Origin of the sequence: Psychrobacillus sp. FSL H8-0487 (assembly GCF_038008385.1) — a bacterium.
GTDB lineage: Bacteria > Bacillota > Bacilli > Bacillales_A > Planococcaceae > Psychrobacillus > Psychrobacillus psychrotolerans.
The window spans coordinates 595,473-614,187 of record NZ_JBBOZA010000001.1; the positions used below are offsets into that span (position 1 = coordinate 595,473).

The following is an 18,715-nucleotide window of genomic DNA, read 5'->3' on the forward strand; positions in this document are numbered from 1 at the left end:
CGAACGCAAGTAACCACTTATAAGAGAGAGATGAGCATCTATACGAGAGTAATCGAAGCCTACACGAGAGTGTATCTGTCCTATACGAGATTGACCCATCTATATGAGAGAGCTTATGATCTATACGAGAGAGATTTCAATCTATACGAGAGCAACATCGTCATGTAAAAGAGAGTCTCCCACTATCCACCAGTAAAAAGGTCAGACAACGCTTCACTCAAAACGAAGTCGACAGTTGTATAAAATAAGGTATAATGAAGGCAAAGCAATATGAATAATTTAATGCATAGAGGTGCTCTCGCAATGGATTGCTGGAGTTAAAAGGGAAGCTGGTTAAAGTCCAGCACGGTCCCGCCACTGTAAGTGATAGAACATATCACGAGTCAGAAAACCTGCCTATATGCTTTGCACCCGTTACCTACGAGGATAGGTTTGGTGTAGATCTGGCTCGTTGTGACTTCGCGCAGGTTTATACCTATCTATCTCTCATCATAGGATGGGAGATTTTTTATTGTCTAAATTAGGAGGAATGTAAAATGAAAAAACGATGGTTAATCGCTGTAATGGCGGTACTTTTATTAGTTGGATGCGCACAGGAAGAAACGAAAAAGGTAGAAAGTACTGAGACGGAGCAGTCGGCCAGTGAAAATATAGAATTCCCAATGACATTGACGGATGCCGTTGGAGAAGAAGTTACGTTAGAGGCAGCTCCGGAGAAAATCATCTCCATGATTCCTAGTAATACAGAGATCTTATTTGCACTTGGGTTGAATGAGGAAATTATAGGGGTAAACGATTTTGAAAGCTATCCAGAAGAGGCATTAGAGAAAGAAAAAATCGGTGGCATGGAGTTCAATGTGGAAAAAATCCTTTCGTTAGATCCGGACATTGTGTTTGCGCATGAATCGATTGTAGGAATGGCGGAAGCTGGACTGCAACAACTACGTGATTCGAATATTTTGGTGTATGTGGTGAGTGACGCTAAGGATTTTGATGAAACATATACAACTATTGAAGAAATGGGTCGAGCTACTGGGAAACTTAAAGAAGCCCAAAAAATTGTAGAAGACATGAAAGTAAAAGTAGAAGATATCCAACAAAAAGTACAAAAAGTAGAATCGAAGAAAACTGTATTTGTTGAAACTTCGGATGTTCCAGAAATTTATACAACAGGGAATGGAACGTTCATGCAAGAGATATTAAATATGTTGAATGCTACAAATATTATGGAGGATCAAGAAGGTTGGGTAAAAATTGATCCCGAAGAAATTGTAAGTCGTAACCCAGATGTAATGCTTATCACATACGATTACGTAGAAGGTATTGTAGAACAAGTGAAACAACGTGATGGATTTGATACAGTTACTGCTATTCAAAATGATGCAGTGATACAAGTAAATGAAGACACGACGAGCAGACAAGGTCCACGTTTAGTGGAAGGATTAGAAGAAGTTGCGAAAGCAATCTATCCGGAGGCTTTTAGTGAGTAAATCAATGATCGGTTACATCATGTCCATTTTTGTGCTTTTGTTAGCAATTTGGCTTGGTGTATCGGTCGGTTCTGTGAAGGTGCCGATCCAAACGTTATGGGATACGGGGGCCGATGCGATAGCGACCAATATCGTTTGGAAGATTCGTATGCCGCGAGTGGTACTAGCTGGTTTAGTAGGTGCATCTTTGGCGATTGCTGGTGCTGCATTTCAAAGTTTGCTTAAAAACCCGCTTGCTGACCCCTATACATTAGGAGTGTCGTCCGGTGCCTCGGTCGGTGCTGTGGCTACGCTCTTTTTCGGGATTTCCATACCGTTTTTAGGGATATTTACATTACCTGTCTTTAGTATGGTTGGTGCGTTAGTGACAATGCTATTAGTTATTTCATTCGCCAAGCTAGTAGATCGTGGGATGAAAATGGAGACGATTATTTTAACAGGAATTATTTTTAGTTCCTTTTTGGGATCTGTAATTTCGTTAATGATTGCTTTAACTGGTGAAGAGTTGCGTCAAATTATTGGGTGGTTGCTCGGCAGTGTGTCGATGCGAGGCTGGAGCTTTGTGCAGATGGCCTTACCTTTTGTTATTATCGGAACGTTTTTATTGTGGATAAACAGAAGAGAGCTTAATGCCATGCTGTTTGGGGAAGAACGTGCCAAGCACTTAGGAGTAGATGTGAAAAAGCGCAAAATGATGATACTTATTGGTGGGTCTATGCTAACTGGTACGGCCGTTTCTGTGTCAGGGACGATTGGCTTTGTAGGACTAGTTGTGCCACATATGACTAGGCTTTTATTTGGCTCGGATAATCGCCATGTATTACCATTGAGCTTTATAAACGGGGCTTCGCTTTTAATCATCTGTGATCTGGTATCTCGTACGATTATTTCACCGACTGAGTTACCAATTGGTGTTATTACAGCATTTATCGGAGCACCTGTGTTTGCATTTATATTCTTTAAACAACGTAAAAAAGGAGGCGTTTAACACCATGCTAGAGATAAAAAATGTTTCAGGTGGTTACGACGAAAAGCTAGTTGTCCAAAACGTCTCCTTTCAAGTGAAAAAGGGAGAAATGCTAGGCATATTAGGACCGAACGGAAGTGGTAAATCTACCTTACTAAAATTGATAAGTGGCATTTTACCAATGAAATCAGGAGAAGTCCTTATTGAAGATAAAACACTTCAATCCTTTGCTTCTAAAGAGCTCGCAAAAAAAATGGCAGTACTTCCACAATTACATAGTCAGGCTTTTTCTCATACGGTTCGGGATACTGTTTCACTCGGACGTTACCCCCACCAAAGCGGCTGGTTTTCTAGTTGGTCTAACGAGGATGAAGCGGCGGTTCAAGCTGCGATGAAGCTAACGGCCATCCAAAGATATGAGCATCAGCTGTTGGAACTGCTGTCAGGAGGGGAACAACAACGAGTATTTGTAGCTCAGGCCCTTGCACAGCAAGCACCTATACTCCTGCTGGATGAACCTACCAATCATCTAGATATTGCCCATCAAAAACAGTTACTCGATACTATAAAAACACAAACGATAGAAAATGAAATTACGGTTATTAGTATTTTTCATGATATAAATCTTGCCTCTTTATACTGTGATCGCCTCTTACTGATGGATCAGGGGCAGATAAAAGTAATCGGGGAACCACAGGAAGTAGTAAAGAAAAGTCTAGTGGAAGCAGTTTATGAAGCACGAGTAAGTACTACTTCACATCCAGAGCGTCCAAAACCTCAAGTGACCATTTTGCCAGACGTAATGGAACGTTATAAGGAGCGGATTATCAACGCTGAAAACTTCAAAGTAACGGAAGATTATGTCCTTTTTCAAGCAGAAATACAATTGAAGACATGGTCTTCTGCGGTCATTAATGCAGGAAGTGGCTGGTATAAAAACTTCGTCAATAGAAGAGTAGATGCTAGTTATGCTTGTGATAATGTACAAGAAGAAATGCTCGTCTACTTGGCGAATAACGGATTTTCTGAAGCTGATACAGTAGGAATGATGACTGCGGTAAGGACAACGGATGCCGTCATCAAAGAGTATAAGACACCTTTTGGTAATATTATCATTATGGTGACTGCGGGAGTAGGGAATGCCGTGGACATTTCTAGAGCATATGAAGTAGAGATGCTTCCAGCAATAGGAACGATTAATACATGGGTAATTGTAAATGGGGAACTTTCGGACGAAGCTTTTATACAATCTGTTATTACAGCCACCGAAGCGAAAACAAAAGCTCTCGCATTTGAGCAAGTGAAGGATCCGCGAACGGGAACGATTGCCACTGGAACATCAACGGATAGTGTGTTAATAGCAGCAACACAAAAAGGGACGCATATTCCTTATGCAGGACCAATTACTGAAATAGGTAAGAAAATTGGACTTGGTGTGTATGAATGCACTGTGGAAGCTATTCAAGTTTACAAAAAAGCAAAAGGTTGGGAATCATAATGGGTCCGCATATTATAGCTATAGCAATTGGTTTGATACTAGACCGAATAATTGGAGATCCACCAAGTTGGCCACATCCCGTAAAGTTCATTGGAAAGCTCATCACGAAACTGACAGGCTGGTTGAATAAAGGAAGAGCTCGCAAAGCAAAAGGAGTTTTACTCGTTATTATAGTCGTTGGCATTACCTTCTTCGCCACTTTAGCTATTCTAATAGGTGCCTATTCCGTTCATATATGGGTCGGAATTGCAGTGGAAAGTATTCTAATCGCATCAGGGCTTGCCCAGAAGAGTTTAAAGGTAGCCGCAATGGATGTGTATAAACCACTGGTAGCAAAAGATTTACCGTCAGCAAGACAAAAACTTTCCTGGATTGTTGGTCGAGATACAGAGAAGTTAAACGAACAAGAAATTACACGGGGCGTCGTGGAAACAGTTTCGGAAAATATTAGTGACGGTATAACCGCACCGCTTTTTTACGCCTTCGTATTTGCCGGTGCTCCAGGACTTTGGTTATATAAAGCGATCAATACGCTCGATTCAATGGTCGGTTATAAAAATGAAAAGTACTCCGAATTCGGATATGCTGCTGCAAAGTTAGATGATATTGCAAACTATATACCGAGTCGATTGACGGGCTATATCATTATGTTGTGGGGAAAAAAAGAAAGTAAGTTGCCTTTTGGTAAACGGATGAAAGGCTGGTGGCAGGATGCGAAAAAGCATCCAAGTCCAAATAGCGGCTATCTAGAAGCTGCAACTGCTTATCAGTTGGGTATTCAACTGGGGGGCATTAATACATACAAGGGAACTGTTTCTAATCGTGCACTTATGGGGATTGGTGAAGTTCCATTATCGCCAAACCATATATTAAGCAGCCTCTCTCATTTGAATTCGGCTGTCATTCTATTTTGGCTATGGATGATGGTGATCGGAGGGATATTATTTGGCATTACCTAATCACGGAGCAAATGCTCATCACGTTTATGAACAACTAGGAATGAGCATGCCTGAAACGGTTTTCGATTATAGTGAAAATGTGAACCCACTAGGACCGCCAGCTTTTGTAAAGGAAAAATGGTCAACGTATGCACAGCTAATTACTAAATATCCAGATCCACTGGGAGAACCGTTTTTATCAGCTGCTGCAAAATTTCACGGTGTACCAGTAGAAAATGTAATAGTTGGAAATGGAGCGGCAGAAATATTCGCAAGCCTTGCAAAACGATATGAAAATAAACGCGTTGTATTGGTTCATCCAACTTTTTCTGAATATGAAGCAACTCTTACTCCTTACAATGTGTACATCAAGGAAATAATTGCAACTGGGAAACTCCCTTTGGATGAAGTGCTCGATGAAGTAGAGTTTGCGGAAGCAATCTACATTTGTAGACCAAATAATCCGACCGGGTATTTAATTCCATTAGAAGAAATTATTCAAATAGCAAATTATGCGAAGACGTATAAGTGTGAAGTTATTTTAGATGAAGCATTTCTCGATTTTATAGATGAAAAAGAATCATTTATCCCTTATTTAAAAGATTTTCCAAATGTTATTTTTGTACGCTCAATGACGAAAATGTACGCTATTCCGGGAATTCGTCTTGGGTACGCGCTGGCTAGTAAAACCATCGTTAGCGATATCCGTTCGAGAATATCACATTGGAATAGTAATGCGATTGCCACGACAGTCGGAGCTGACTGTTTGCTAGAAGAAGACTACCGAATAACAGCAATTGCATTTGCAAAAGAAATGCGAGAGCAAATGACAGCGTTTCTAGAGAGATGGAATTGTATCGTGCTACCATCTCAAACAAATTTTATTTGTTTTCAATTGCCAGATCCTGCTCTTTCAAAGGAGTTTTTCGAAAGCTTGTTACATAAAGGTTGCGTACTTCGCCATACAGAAAACTTCAAAGGACTTAACGGCAAATGGTTTCGTGTGGGGATGAAAGAGGAGCCTCAAATGAAGTTCTTGCAAAAGGAGATGAGCGCATGGTTCGAGGAAAACTTATCTTCATAACGGGAGGTGTGCGCAGTGGCAAAAGTAGTTTTGCTGAACATTATTTAATGCATAGGCTGGCAAAACGAAATGTGTACATCGCTTCTGGCGTTGCAGTAGATAGTGAAATGAAAGAACGCATAAAAAGGCATCAACTTGACCGTGAGAATTACTCAGTTAAATGGGTGACCCTCGAGCAACCACAGCATTTTGAGCAAATTGTTCCTCAAATCCAGCGTGGTGACGGCATCTTATGGGATTGTGTCACTACTTGGTTAGCGAACGAACTCTATGATGGACAAATGGAATCAGTAGAAGAGCAATTGTATGAAACAATTGACCAGTTATTAGAAAAAGCTAAACTAGTCGTCATCGTTTCAAATGAAGTGCTCGACGAACCTTTATCAAATTATGAAGATACAGCGCTTTATCAATCTTGGATTGGAAGAATTCATCAAAAGCTTGTAGCGATGGCAGATCATGCCTTTGAGATGGAGTATGGCTTAAGCCACCAGTGGAAGTGAGGGATATAGGTGAAGGGTTTAATGATACAAGGTACTGCTTCAAGCGTTGGGAAAAGTTTGATATGTACAGCTATTTGTCGACTTCTTGCAAATGAAGGAAAGCAAGTGGCCCCTTTTAAATCGCAAAACATGTCGGGCTTAAGCATTCATACAGAGGATGGTTTGGAAATAAGTGTTTCGCAATCCTTGCAAGCAAGGGCAGCGAAAATCCCTTATTCAGCTGAGATGAATCCGATATTATTGAAACCAATAGGGAATATGGAGTCAGACATAATTATTCTAGGAAAAAAGTTGGACACAATGAGTGGCATGCACTACCGAGAGCAATTTTTTGAAAAAGGACAAGAACTTATAAAAAATTGTTTAAGCCAGTTGTCTGCCTCTTATGAGTATTTAATATTAGAAGGTGCGGGGAGTCCCGTTGAAGTAAATTTACGTGAACGTGAGTTAGTGAATATGCGAGTAGCTGACATGGCAGATATTCCAGTTATATTAGTGGCTAATATTGAGTTTGGCGGGGTATTTGCATCCCTAGTTGGGACACTTGAACTACTGCCAGAATCACAAAGAGCACGAGTAAAAGGGATTATTATAAATAAGTTCCAGGGAGATATTTCTTTATTTCAGGACGGAATCGATTTCATCGAAACATATACAGGAATAGATGTGTTAGGAGTCATCCCTTATTTTGAAAATGAATTTGAGGAAGAAGACGGAGAAGAAAAAAATGGACAAATGGCATCAAATGAACAAATAAATGAATGGGCCAGCCATTTTAAAAAGCATGTAAAGTGGGGAAAAATTTTAACTACTTTATCTAACAATGCGGTGAAAAAATGAATAGTATTTTGTTAGCATTTCAATTTTTCACTATCATTCCAGTGAACAAAAATTTACCGATGGACAAACGATCGATTACAGGAATGTATAGTATCTTCCCTTGGATCGGGGGAGGCATAGGTGCCATTTCTTGTTTAGTGCTCTATTTCGATTGGAGTTCACTAATGACTGGATTTTGTATTGTCCTTCTCGGAGTTGTCCTTTCTGGTGGTCTCCATATGGATGGTTTTATAGATACTTCGGATGCGTTTTTTTCCTATAAAGATCGATTGAAGCGATTCGAAATATTGGAAGATCCACGAGTTGGAGCTTTTGGTGTGATGGCAGTAGTTTTTTTAGTCTTCGGTAAGGTAATTATAGTATCCGAAGTGTTATCGACAGATTCCTTTCATTGGGTTTTTGTATGGCTAATTCCTTTTTTCTCACGAGCTACGCTTACACTGTTATTTTCATTGACGAATACCGCTAAGGCAAGTGGTCTTGCTTATTACTTCAAGGGAAAAATAAATGCAAATATCGTCCTAATCGCAGCCATATGTAATTTTGCTATTGGTCTAGCTGCTTTAGGATGGATGACAAATTGGATGGTCGCCGTCACGTTTGCGGTTGTGTTATTTGCTTTTATTTGTTTATTCCTTAATTGGATATTGAAAAATTTCGGTGGAGTGACTGGTGATTTACTTGGTGCAAGTGTGGAGATTTCGGAGGTGATACTATGGATAACGCTATTGTTGTTACTCTCATAAGGCATTTGCCTACGCAAGCAAATCGAGACAAAAAGTATATTGGCTGGACTGATGAACCTATCCTAGCTGGATTGAAGACAAAGAATATTGCGTGTGAAACCAATGAAATAATCGGTAGCGATTTAATTCGCTGCAAACAAACAGCCGCTCAACTATTTAGCGGAGTTCCTTATACTGACAATGCAAATTTTCGAGAATGCTCTTTTGGTGATTGGGAAAACAAAACATATAATGATTTAAAAGAGGAAGCTTCCTACAGAAAATGGTTGGATAATCCGTTGCAGTTAGCACCTCCAAACGGGGAGTCAATGCAAACAATGGAAAATCGCGTGTTACAAGCTTTCTTAGAAGCATTTGAAAAGTTAGAGGAACCAGTAATCATTACGCATGGTGGACCCATTCGGTTTTTATTGACCAAGTTTGCAATTGTAGAAAAGAACTTTTGGGATTGGGAAGTACCTCATGGCAGTATGTTTACAATGTATTGGGCCGATAAAAAAGCTGTATTGGAGGGGACACGATGCACGTCATTTTCGGTGGAGCATTTAATGGAAAACGAGCGTATGTAGAGCAGATGGTGCAAGGACGCAATGTCCAGTGGTTAAATGTTGAAGTAGATGCATATGTTTTATTGCCAAATGTAGAAGTGATTGTTGTTTCTGGTGTCGAGCATTTGTTACAGACCGAAAGTAATGAGTTACTACAGAGAATGGAAAAGTGGCGTACACAAGCAGAAGTGGTCGTTATTGCAACGGAAATAGGTCGAGGAATTGTACCGATGGATGCCAGTATACGCAAGCTGCGGGATGATGTCGGTCGATTTTATCAACAGCTGTTTACAAAGGCATCGCGTGTAACGCGAATATGGTACGGTATATCACAAACAATAAAGGGAGATGGGCAAATTGAAAATTTACACTAAAACAGGTGACAAAGGACAAACAGGTTTAATCGGGGGAAGAACGGACAAAGACGATATCCGCGTAGAAGCTTACGGAACAATTGATGAAGTGAATTCATTTATCGGAAAAGCAGTAACAGAGCTAGATTCATCGAAATTTGGGGATATTCTAGAGGATCTAGAAACAATCCAGCATGAGCTCTTTGACTGTGGTGGAGACCTTGCAAATGTTTCCAATCGTCGCGTTTATAAAATGACAGACGAAGCAATTGATGCAATGGAAAAAAGAATTGATGTACTAGTTGAAGAAGGGCCAGTTTTAGAGAGATTCATCCTACCTGGAGGAACTCCAGCTGCGGCAACGCTTCATATTGCTCGTACCATTACTAGACGTGCAGAACGTTTGACTGTTACGTTAACGAAGTCACAAGAGGATGTGCCGACTGTGGTACAGCGCTATTTAAACCGTTTATCAGATTATTTATTTGCGGCAGCACGTGTAGCGAATGTGAGAGAAAACGTTGCGGATGTTGAATATGTTCGCAGTGCAAAAGTTTTTAAAAATGTAGGAAGCGAGAAGGTAGAAGGGAAGTAAGGTTCTATGAAACTTCGAGTATTAACACTTGCGGCTATGTTTGCAGCACTATGCGCAGTCGGGGCATTTATTAAAGTTCCTGTCGGCATCGGAAGTGCTGCATTGGATACGGTGCCGGCGCTGATTTCAGCTTCCTTTCTGCCACCCGTTTATGCTGGTGCTGCATCGCTAATAGGTCACTTATCATCCTCTTTATATGCAGGGTTTCCGTTAGGGCCATTGCATATAATTATAGCTGTGGAAATGTTTGTCATTTTATACGTATTCACAAAGCTGCACCAATCAGGGCATCACGTTTGGAAATGGATTTTCTTTATCTTTGCTAATAGTGTCCTTGCAACGCTACCATTTTACTGGATCATTTCACCGGCATTCTTTGCGGCAGCCCTCCCAGGCATCACACTTGCGACTATTTTAAATGCAGCAATCGCTATGATTGTCTCGCCAGTAGTGGAGCGAGTGATGAAACGTGTGAAAACTCATGCGTAATGCGAGCCGATTGCCCAATGGATTCGTATTAACGACAGATAACTCCGCAGGCATCGGAGAAAAAAAGAATGACGTAGTTTCAACGCCAGACGAAATAGTCTCTTATTTCGCAGCAAGAGTTGCATTACTAGAACAATGGGCAGCTGGTGCAAATCCACTGTCCATAGTAGTTCATAACTTTTCAGGTAGCCAAAGTTGGAATAAATATATCACTGGTATAGAAAAGCTATTTAACGAAATAGGTATAAATTGCCCAGAAATTACCGGCAGCAGTGAAACCAATATGGAAACATTGCAGTCAGCAATTGCTGTGACGATGCTAGGTGAAACCGTTACAGAAAAGAATAAAAATGTACGCTGGTGTGTATACGGCAAGCCAAGTGTCGGGGAAGAAGTTATTAGGAATAGTGAAAAAATCGCAAACTTGAAAAAGATTAAGGAAGCAGTAAGTCTAGGATTAGTACATCAAGTATGGCCAGTCGGATCAACCGGAATTAAAAGCGAGTGCGAACGAATAGGCATAAATGCACATTTAGCAGAGTGGGATTTAGAGAAATCGGCAGGACCAGCTACCACAGTTTTACTTGGCATTGATAGGATGAAAGAAAACGAAGCAAAACTTCATTTTGGCCACTATTTTGAGACGATCTCTTGAGGAGATGGTCTTTTTCTTTTGGGTAGGTACTGCCACTTCGGCAAAATAGTTAGCAAATCATAGGTTACACGCATGATGAATACTGAAGTAACAAACCATTTGCGAAAAAAATTAAAAAATTCACATCTATCGGAATAAATAACTATTGACTGAATGCTCATTCAGTTTTAATATTGAATTACTTATATATTAGTTTACGAATCTAATGTATTATTCTATTCAAAGTATCATTTTACAACTCAGAGGGGGAGAAATAAGATGAATCCATTTTTAATTGCAAACTGGATACTGTTTATCGCAGTAGTTGTGTATGCTGTTGGATTGTTCGCATATTTGTTGAAAACAAGATATACGTATATCAAACTAGGGAAAAAAGTCGAATTTGAAGATAATGTGAAGGAAAGACTTCGCAAAATATGGGTGTATGTTTTTGGACAAAAGAAATTATTAAAAGATAAGAAGAGCGGAATTATGCACGTTATGTTCTTCTATGGCTTCTTATTAGTCCAAGCAGGAGCAATCGATTTTATTTGGAAAGGGTTAGCGCCAGGGTCTCATATTCCGCTTGGTCCATTATATCCAGCGTTTACTTTCTTCCAAGAAATTGTCACATTATTAATCTTAGTTGCCGTTGTATGGGCATTTTATCGCCGTTACGTAGAGAAATTAGTTCGCTTAAAACGAGGATGGAAAAATGGTTTAGTACTTATTTTCCTAAGTGGATTAATGCTTTCTGTTTTAATCGGGAATGGTATGGGGATGATTTGGCACGATCATAGTGCTACTTGGTCAGAACCAGTTGCATCAGCCATCGCTACTATTTTCGGTTTCTTACCACCGACAGCAGGAGCAGTAATTTTCTTTGCAATGTGGTGGGTGCATTTAATCATTCTATTAACATTCTTAGTGTATGTTCCACAATCTAAGCATTTCCACTTAATAACTGGACCTGCAAACGTTTACTTCCACCGTTTGGACAAAGTTGGTAGATTACGTCCGATTAATTTTGAAGAAGAAGAAAGCGAAGACCCAGAGGCAGAAGAAGAAATGCCTTCGTTCGGGGTAGGTCGCATTCAAGATTTTACGCAAGCGCAGATGATCGACTTCTATGCATGTGTAGAATGTGGTCGTTGTACGAATATGTGTCCGGCAACTGGAACAGGGAAAATGCTTTCACCAATGGACTTGATCGTAAAGCTTCGTGATCATTTAACATTTACGGGAGCAGTGGAAACGAAGAAAAAACCTTGGGTACCAGCACTAGCATTCCAAGGAACAAAGGGAAATCAACTTGCGATGGCTGCTGGAGCAGAAGGCGCAATGATCGAAGACATTTATAGTCCATCTCTAATTGGAGATGTTATTACAGAAGAAGAAATTTGGGCTTGTACAACTTGCCGTAACTGTGAAGATCAATGTCCAGTTATGAACGAACATGTGGATAAAATTATTGACCTTCGCCGTTACTTAGTAATGACGGAAGGGAAAGTAAACCCTGATGCACAACGCGCAATGACTAACATTGAGCGTCAAGGAAATCCGTGGGGCCTTAACCGTAAAGAAAAAGAAAACTGGAGAGATGCTCGTCCGGAAATTCATATTCCAACAGTAAAAGAAGTATCGAAAGCTGGAGAAGAATTTGAATACCTATTCTGGGTAGGTTCAATGGGATCCTTCGATAGCCGATCGCAAAAAATTGCTCTGTCATTTGCACATTTGATGAACGAAGCGGGAGTTAAATTTGCGATACTTGGCAATAAAGAAAAGAACTCTGGGGATACACCACGTCGCTTAGGAAATGAGTTTTTATTCCAAGAGTTAGCTGGTTCAAATATCTCAGAATTTGAAAAAGCAGGGGTAACGAAGATTGTAACAATCGATCCTCATGCATATAATATCTTTAAAAATGAATACGGTGATTTTGGATGGAACGGAGAAGTTCTCCATCATACAGAAATGCTATATGACTTAGTGCAAGATGGTCGCTTGAAACCGCAATACGCAGTGGAAGAAACAATTACATTCCATGATTCTTGTTACTTAGGACGCTATAATGATGTATACGATGCACCACGTGAAGTATTAAAAGCTATTCCAGGTGTGAAGCTAGTTGAGATGGATCGTAATAGAGAAAATGGTATGTGTTGTGGAGCCGGTGGCGGACTAATGTGGATGGAAGAGCATGTTGGAAATCGTGTAAACGTAGCTCGTACAGAACAAGCACTAGAAGTAAATCCAACTATTATTTCTTCAGGATGTCCATATTGCTTAACAATGTTATCAGATGGAACGAAAGCTAAAGAAGTGGAAGAAACAGTAGGGACTTACGATATTGCTGAACTTCTAGAGAAATCGATATTTGGGGAATCTATTCCTCCGGTGGAAGAGGAAGAGTTAGAACAAATCGTTCAATAATGAGAAATGTGCAGACACCCCAGTACCACCCCTAAAAAGGGTTTGAGGAATGACGATAAATTTGTCCTATTCTTTATCTGTCATTCTGAAACGGCTCTTGGGGCTAGGCTAGATGCTGGAGTCTGAATAATACTATATTTATATTGCAAATAGTCTTATAGTTTCGTAAACTAATCTTAATCACGTTTTAAATGGTAGTAAAAGCCAGAATGGTTCACCTAATAGTCAGTGGGAGAAAAACAACACTGATGAATTTTTCACTTTATAGTAAGGGAGTAATTTGTTACTCCCTTTTTTCTTACAAATGAATCGAGCGAGCGTTCAGTCGTTTTTTATTTTTGAAAAGTTGAAAGCGTATACAATAATAAGGGGTGTCTATATGACGAAAACAGTTATTTTGGATGGAGCACGTACAGCTTTTGGTAAATTTGGAGGAGCATTGAGTACTTTAACTGCTTCTGATCTTGGTGGAGTAGCTATTAAAGAAGCTCTAAATCGCTCTGGTATTGACCCTGAGCAAGTAGACGAAGTAATTATGGGGACTGTTTTACAAGCAGGGCAAGGGCAAATTCCTTCTCGCCAAGCAGCAACTAAAGCTGGGATTCCTTGGTCCGTCAAGACGGAAACGATCAATAAAGTATGTGCCTCTGGAATGCGGAGTGTCACACTTGCTGATCAATTGATCCGCCTTGGTGACGAGGAAGTAATTGTCGCAGGTGGCATGGAATCGATGTCTAATGCACCATATTATTTACCAAAGGGCAGATTCGGCTTACGTATGGGAGATGCGACGATGGTTGATGGCATGGTTTACGACGGTTTATCTTGTTCGTTCCATCCTAAAAATGTTCATATGGGAACTTACGGTAACTCGACTGCAGAAACGTTTGAGCTGTCTCGTGAAAAACAAGATGCTTGGTCGTTTAGAAGTCATGACCTGGCATTGAAGGCTATAGATAATGGGGTATTAGGAGAAGAAATTGTCTCCCTTGAGATTCCACAACGAAAAGGTGAGCCCGTCATCGTGAAAGAGGACGAATCGCCGCGCCGCAATACATCATTGGAATCATTAGCTACACTTAAGCCAGCTTTCGGTAAAGAAGGCACAATCACAGCAGGTAACGCACCTGGTATTAATGATGGGGCTTGTGCACTCGTATTAACAAGTGAGGAAAAAGCAATGTCACTTGGAAAAGAAGCACTTGCTTACGTTATCGGACATGCAGAAGTAGCAATTGAACCGGAGAAATTCCCACAAACACCTGGATTAGTAATTAATAAAATCCTTGAGAAAACGGATAAAACACTAGCGGAGATAGATCTATTCGAAATAAATGAAGCATTTGCAGCTGTTGCATTAGTAAGCAGTCAGCTAGCAGGATTAGACGAAGAAAAAGTAAATGTAAATGGTGGAGCAGTTGCACTTGGTCACCCAATAGGCGCATCAGGTGCGCGAATTATACTTACACTTGCGTATGAATTGAAGCGTCGTGGCGGTGGTATCGGAATCGCTGCAATTTGTTCCGGTGGCGGTCAAGGGGATGCCATCATGATCGAAGTTCCAAAAACAGGAGGCAGTGAAGCATGAATATCCAAAAAGTATTAGTAATCGGGGCAGGTCAGATGGGATCTGGAATTGCTCAAGTATGTGCACAAGCAGGATTTGACGTAAAACTAAATGATCGTGAACAACAATTTTACGATCGTGGTATCCAGACAATTACAAAAAACCTTTCTCGTAATGTAGAAAAAGGTCGGATGACGGAAGATGAAAAACAATCAGTACTAAATAAAATTACAATGTCCCTGTCTATTGAAGATGCTAACGATGTCGATTTAGTAATCGAAGCTGCAGTCGAAAACATGGAGATTAAGCAATCTATTTTCAAACAACTAGATGACATTACACCGGCGCATACAATTCTAGCAACAAATACTTCCTCGTTACCAATTACAGAAATAGCAGCTGCGACAAATCGTCCAGAGCAAGTTATTGGTATGCATTTCATGAATCCTGTTCCAGTGATGAAGCTAGTAGAAATCATCCGTGGACTCGCTACATCTGATGAAGTTTACACAGCGATTGAAGAAATGACGAAGAAACTAAGCAAAGTGCCAGTAGAAGTAAATGACTTTCCTGGATTCGTATCTAACCGTATTTTAATGCCAATGATTAACGAAGCCATCTACACACTTTACGAGGGTGTTGCAACGAAAGAAGCTATTGATGATGTGATGAAAATGGGGATGAATCACCCAATGGGACCCCTTCAACTGGCGGACTTTATCGGCTTGGACACTTGTCTTTATATTATGGAAATCTTACATGAAGGATTTGGAGACAGTAAGTACCGTCCATGTCCGTTATTACGTAAATATGTGAAAGCCGGATGGCTAGGAAAGAAAACAGGCAGAGGATTCTACATCTACGAATAAAAGGGGCAACTAGAATGGAATTGAAATTCACAGAAGAACAACTGATGATGCGCAATATGGTGAGAGATTTTGCTAAAACAGAAATCGAACCTTTTATAGATAAGATGGAGCAAGGGGAGTTCCCACGTGAAATTTTGAAGAAAATGGGAGAACTCGGCTTAATGGGCATCACTGTTCCAGAACAATATGGTGGCTCAGAGATGGATTTTACAAGCTATGTAATTGCCATTAATGAGTTATCAAAAGTGAGTGCTGTAGTAGGGGTAATTCTATCCGTTCATACTTCAGTTGGCACGAATCCGATATTATATTTCGGTAACGAGCAACAAAAAAACAAGTATATTCCAAAGCTTGCAACAGGTGAGTATTTAGGTGCCTTTTGCTTAACGGAGCCATCTGCAGGATCGGATGCTGGAGCTTTGAAAACAAAAGCTGTCAAAAAAGATGATCACTATGTATTGAATGGCTCAAAAGTTTTTATTACAAATGGTGGAGAAGCAGACGTGAATATTGTTTTTGCGTCAACGGATCCTTCTCAAGGTTCAAGAGGTATTACGGCGTTTATTGTCGAAAAGGATACGCCAGGATTTATCGTAGGGAAAGATGAACATAAAATGGGTCTCCATGGTTCTAGAACTGTTCAACTAACATTCGAAGATATGAAAATACCTGTAGAAAACAGACTTGGTGAAGAAGGAGAAGGCTTTAAAATCGCAATGGCCAATCTAAACACTGGGCGTATCGGTATTGCAACGCAGGCCCTTGGGATTGCAGAAGCCGCTTTCGAAGCCGCTGTTGAGTACTCTAAAGAACGTGTACAATTCGGTAAACCAATTGCAGTAAACCAAGGAGTCGGATTTAAACTAGCTGACATGGGAACTGCTGTAGAAGCTGCTAGATTACTTGTCTATCGTGCAGCAAGTCTTCGTGAACAAGGACTTCCTTGTGGTAAAGAAGCATCGATGGCTAAACTATTTGCCTCAAAAACTGCAGTAGACGTGGCAATTGAAGCGGTGCAAGTATTCGGCGGATATGGTTATACAGAGGATTACCCAGTAGAACGCTACTTCCGTGATGCGAAAATCACGGAAATATACGAAGGTACAAGTGAAATTCAACGTATCGTAATTGCCAAACATCTAACGAATTAAAACTGTTATTTAAGAGCAATTCCGCTCTATACGAAAGCGAACTTCAGTCATACGAGAGAGATTGGGAGCTATACGAGAGAATTCCAAAGCTAAATGAGAGACTGTCAGCTGAACGAGAGAGATTTGGTTCTATACGAGTAAGAATTTCGGTCATACGAGAGAGGCCACAAGCTATACGAGAGACCCTCTCTCGCTGCTCCAACAAACTAAACTTAAAAAGGCGGGATTAACAATGAATTTCCAACTATCAGAAGAACATGAAATGATTCGTAAAATGGTAAGAGACTTTGCAGAAAAAGAAGTGGCACCAACTGCTGCTGAACGTGATGAAGAGGAACGCTTTGATCGTGGCATTTTCGATAAAATGGCTGAGCTTGGCTTAACAGGAATTCCATGGCCGGAAGAATACGGTGGAATTGGTTCAGATTATCTTGCATACTGTATCGCAGTTGAAGAGCTATCACGTGTTTGTGCGTCAACAGGTGTAACTTTATCGGCCCATACTTCACTTGCGGGTTGGCCAATTTTCAAATATGGCAGTGAAGAGCAAAAACAAAAATATCTACGCCCAATGGCAGAAGGTACAAAAATCGGTGGATATGGTTTAACAGAAGCTGGTTCAGGTTCAGATGCGGGTGGTATGAAAACTACGGCAAAATTAGATGGCGACGATTATGTTTTAAACGGTTCTAAAATCTTTATTACAAACGGTGGAATTGCAGACATATATGTTGTCTTTGCAGTAACAGATCCAGAGTCGAAGCATAAAGGTACAAGTGCATTTATCGTTGAAGCAGATTTCCCAGGATTCTCTGTTGGTAAAAAAGAGAGAAAATTAGGGATCCGTTCTTCTCCAACGACAGAAATTATTTTTGATAATTGTCGTATTCCAAAAGAAAATCTTCTTGGGGAAGAGGGACAAGGATTTATTATCGCTATGAAAACATTAGATGGAGGACGTAACGGAATTGCCGCTCAAGCTGTTGGTATTGCACAAGGGGCATTAGATGCATCAGTAACTTATGCAAAAGAACGTGTGCAATTTGGTAAGCCAATCGTTGCAAACCAAGGGGTATCCTTCAAACTTGCAGATATGGCAACTTCTATCGAAGCATCTCGTTTGCTTACATATCAAGCTGCATGGTTAGAGTCAAATGGACTTTCATACGGTAAAGAATCGGCGATGGCGAAACTAATGGCTGGTGATACAGCGATGAAAGTAACAACAGAAGCTGTTCAAGTATTTGGTGGATATGGTTATACAAAAGATTATCCAGTAGAACGTTATATGCGTGATGCGAAAATTACACAAATTTATGAAGGTACACAGGAAATTCAACGATTAGTTATTTCTCGTATGTTAACAAAGTAATCGATGTCTATGGAAAAGAAACATGAAGTAAAGACATCGGTGAAAGATGAGAATCTTATTGAAAAAAGAAGAGAGCAAATGATTCGTGCAGCTGTTACTTTATTCAAAGAAAAAGGATTTCACCGTGCAACTACGAGAGAAATAGCGAAAGAAGCTGGCTTCAGTATTGGGACTTTGTATGAATATATTCGTACAAAGGAGGACGTACTGTATCTGGTTTGTGACAGCATTTACAACGAAGTGCATAATCGTCTTTCGCAAATTACCGCAGAGAATGGTACCATCGGCGATTTAAAAACTGCGATCCGTCACTATTATGGTGTGATTGACGATATGTCAGATGAATTCGTAGTTATGTATCAAGAATCCAAATCTCTCCCAAAAGGGGCCTTGGAGTATGTACTAACGAAGGAATTAGAAATGGTCGAAATTTTTCACAAGATAATAACGGGCTGTATTCAGGCAGGGGAACTTGAATTAACCGACGCACAAGCACAACTGTATGCACATACATTAGTCGTTCAAGGGCAAATGTGGGCATTTCGCAGATGGGCATTGCGCAAGGAATTTACAATCGAACAATTTACAGAACTACAAATGGAATTATTACTACATGGGATGAAATAAAAAAGCAC

Annotated in this window: 19 protein-coding genes and 1 riboswitch; all 19 genes read left to right on the forward strand. The window is 40.3% G+C overall.

Annotated features, from left to right (window positions below; genetic code table 11):
• Positions 1-273 precede the first annotated feature (273 nt).
• A riboswitch (cobalamin riboswitch) is annotated at positions 274-414 on the forward strand.
• 122 nt (positions 415-536) lie between these two features.
• Positions 537-1,490: an ABC transporter substrate-binding protein gene (locus MHI47_RS02955; protein WP_340829404.1), complete on the forward strand. Its 954-nt coding sequence runs from the start codon at positions 537-539 to the stop codon at positions 1,488-1,490.
• 4 nt (positions 1,491-1,494) lie between these two features.
• Positions 1,495-2,478: a FecCD family ABC transporter permease gene (locus MHI47_RS02960; RefSeq protein ID WP_419958817.1), complete on the forward strand. Its 984-nt coding sequence runs from the start codon at positions 1,495-1,497 to the stop codon at positions 2,476-2,478.
• Between the two features lie 4 nt (positions 2,479-2,482).
• A complete protein-coding gene (locus tag MHI47_RS02965; protein WP_340829406.1) occupies positions 2,483-3,955 on the forward strand; it encodes an adenosylcobinamide amidohydrolase in 1,473 nt (490 codons plus the stop codon).
• Complete coding sequence (gene cbiB / locus MHI47_RS02970) at positions 3,955-4,914, forward strand: adenosylcobinamide-phosphate synthase CbiB (protein ID WP_340768215.1); 960 nt, start codon at positions 3,955-3,957, stop codon at positions 4,912-4,914. Before MHI47_RS02965 ends, cbiB begins: the two co-directional genes overlap by 1 nt.
• The gene (locus tag MHI47_RS02975; RefSeq protein ID WP_340829408.1) at positions 4,901-5,977 is read left to right on the forward strand and encodes a pyridoxal phosphate-dependent aminotransferase; all 1,077 of its coding nucleotides are present in this window, start codon (positions 4,901-4,903) and stop codon (positions 5,975-5,977) included. Before cbiB ends, MHI47_RS02975 begins: the two co-directional genes overlap by 14 nt.
• An 8-nt stretch (positions 5,978-5,985) precedes the next feature.
• Positions 5,986-6,480, forward strand: a complete 495-nt coding sequence (locus MHI47_RS02980; RefSeq protein ID WP_340829409.1) for a bifunctional adenosylcobinamide kinase/adenosylcobinamide-phosphate guanylyltransferase — start codon at positions 5,986-5,988, stop codon at positions 6,478-6,480.
• Between the two features lie 9 nt (positions 6,481-6,489).
• On the forward strand, positions 6,490-7,320 hold the full coding sequence (locus tag MHI47_RS02985) for a cobyric acid synthase (protein ID WP_340829411.1): 831 nt from the start codon (positions 6,490-6,492) through the stop codon (positions 7,318-7,320).
• Positions 7,317-8,066, forward strand: a complete 750-nt coding sequence (gene cobS, locus MHI47_RS02990; protein ID WP_340829416.1) for an adenosylcobinamide-GDP ribazoletransferase — start codon at positions 7,317-7,319, stop codon at positions 8,064-8,066. The genes MHI47_RS02985 and cobS overlap by 4 nt, the downstream gene beginning before the upstream one ends.
• Positions 8,036-8,635, forward strand: coding sequence for a histidine phosphatase family protein (locus MHI47_RS02995; RefSeq protein ID WP_340829418.1), 600 nt, complete (start codon positions 8,036-8,038; stop codon positions 8,633-8,635). The genes cobS and MHI47_RS02995 overlap by 31 nt, the downstream gene beginning before the upstream one ends.
• Positions 8,587-8,988, forward strand: coding sequence for a bifunctional adenosylcobinamide kinase/adenosylcobinamide-phosphate guanylyltransferase (locus MHI47_RS03000; protein ID WP_340761457.1), 402 nt, complete (start codon positions 8,587-8,589; stop codon positions 8,986-8,988). Before MHI47_RS02995 ends, MHI47_RS03000 begins: the two co-directional genes overlap by 49 nt.
• Positions 8,972-9,562, forward strand: coding sequence for a cob(I)yrinic acid a,c-diamide adenosyltransferase (locus MHI47_RS03005; protein WP_340768223.1), 591 nt, complete (start codon positions 8,972-8,974; stop codon positions 9,560-9,562). The genes MHI47_RS03000 and MHI47_RS03005 overlap by 17 nt, the downstream gene beginning before the upstream one ends.
• A gap of 6 nt (positions 9,563-9,568) precedes the next feature.
• The gene (locus MHI47_RS03010) at positions 9,569-10,051 is read left to right on the forward strand and encodes an ECF transporter S component (protein WP_340761458.1); all 483 of its coding nucleotides are present in this window, start codon (positions 9,569-9,571) and stop codon (positions 10,049-10,051) included.
• Complete coding sequence (locus MHI47_RS03015; protein WP_340829421.1) at positions 10,044-10,706, forward strand: hypothetical protein; 663 nt, start codon at positions 10,044-10,046, stop codon at positions 10,704-10,706. The genes MHI47_RS03010 and MHI47_RS03015 overlap by 8 nt, the downstream gene beginning before the upstream one ends.
• Positions 10,707-10,964: 258 nt before the next feature.
• Entirely contained in the window at positions 10,965-13,121 is a 2,157-nt protein-coding gene (locus MHI47_RS03020) for a (Fe-S)-binding protein (protein ID WP_340829422.1), read from the forward strand.
• Between the two features lie 379 nt (positions 13,122-13,500).
• Positions 13,501-14,709 (forward strand): acetyl-CoA C-acetyltransferase, encoded by a 1,209-nt coding sequence (locus tag MHI47_RS03025; protein ID WP_340829423.1) that lies wholly within the window; start codon positions 13,501-13,503, stop codon positions 14,707-14,709.
• Positions 14,706-15,557 (forward strand): 3-hydroxybutyryl-CoA dehydrogenase, encoded by an 852-nt coding sequence (locus MHI47_RS03030; RefSeq protein ID WP_340768227.1) that lies wholly within the window; start codon positions 14,706-14,708, stop codon positions 15,555-15,557. Before MHI47_RS03025 ends, MHI47_RS03030 begins: the two co-directional genes overlap by 4 nt.
• 14 nt (positions 15,558-15,571) lie before the next feature.
• Positions 15,572-16,708: an acyl-CoA dehydrogenase gene (locus tag MHI47_RS03035; RefSeq protein WP_093535787.1), complete on the forward strand. Its 1,137-nt coding sequence runs from the start codon at positions 15,572-15,574 to the stop codon at positions 16,706-16,708.
• 232 nt (positions 16,709-16,940) lie between these two features.
• Entirely contained in the window at positions 16,941-18,080 is a 1,140-nt protein-coding gene (locus MHI47_RS03040; protein WP_093535785.1) for an acyl-CoA dehydrogenase, read from the forward strand.
• Positions 18,081-18,089: 9 nt separating this feature from the next.
• A complete protein-coding gene (locus tag MHI47_RS03045; protein WP_340829424.1) occupies positions 18,090-18,707 on the forward strand; it encodes a TetR/AcrR family transcriptional regulator in 618 nt (205 codons plus the stop codon).
• The last annotated feature ends 8 nt before the right edge of the window (positions 18,708-18,715 follow it).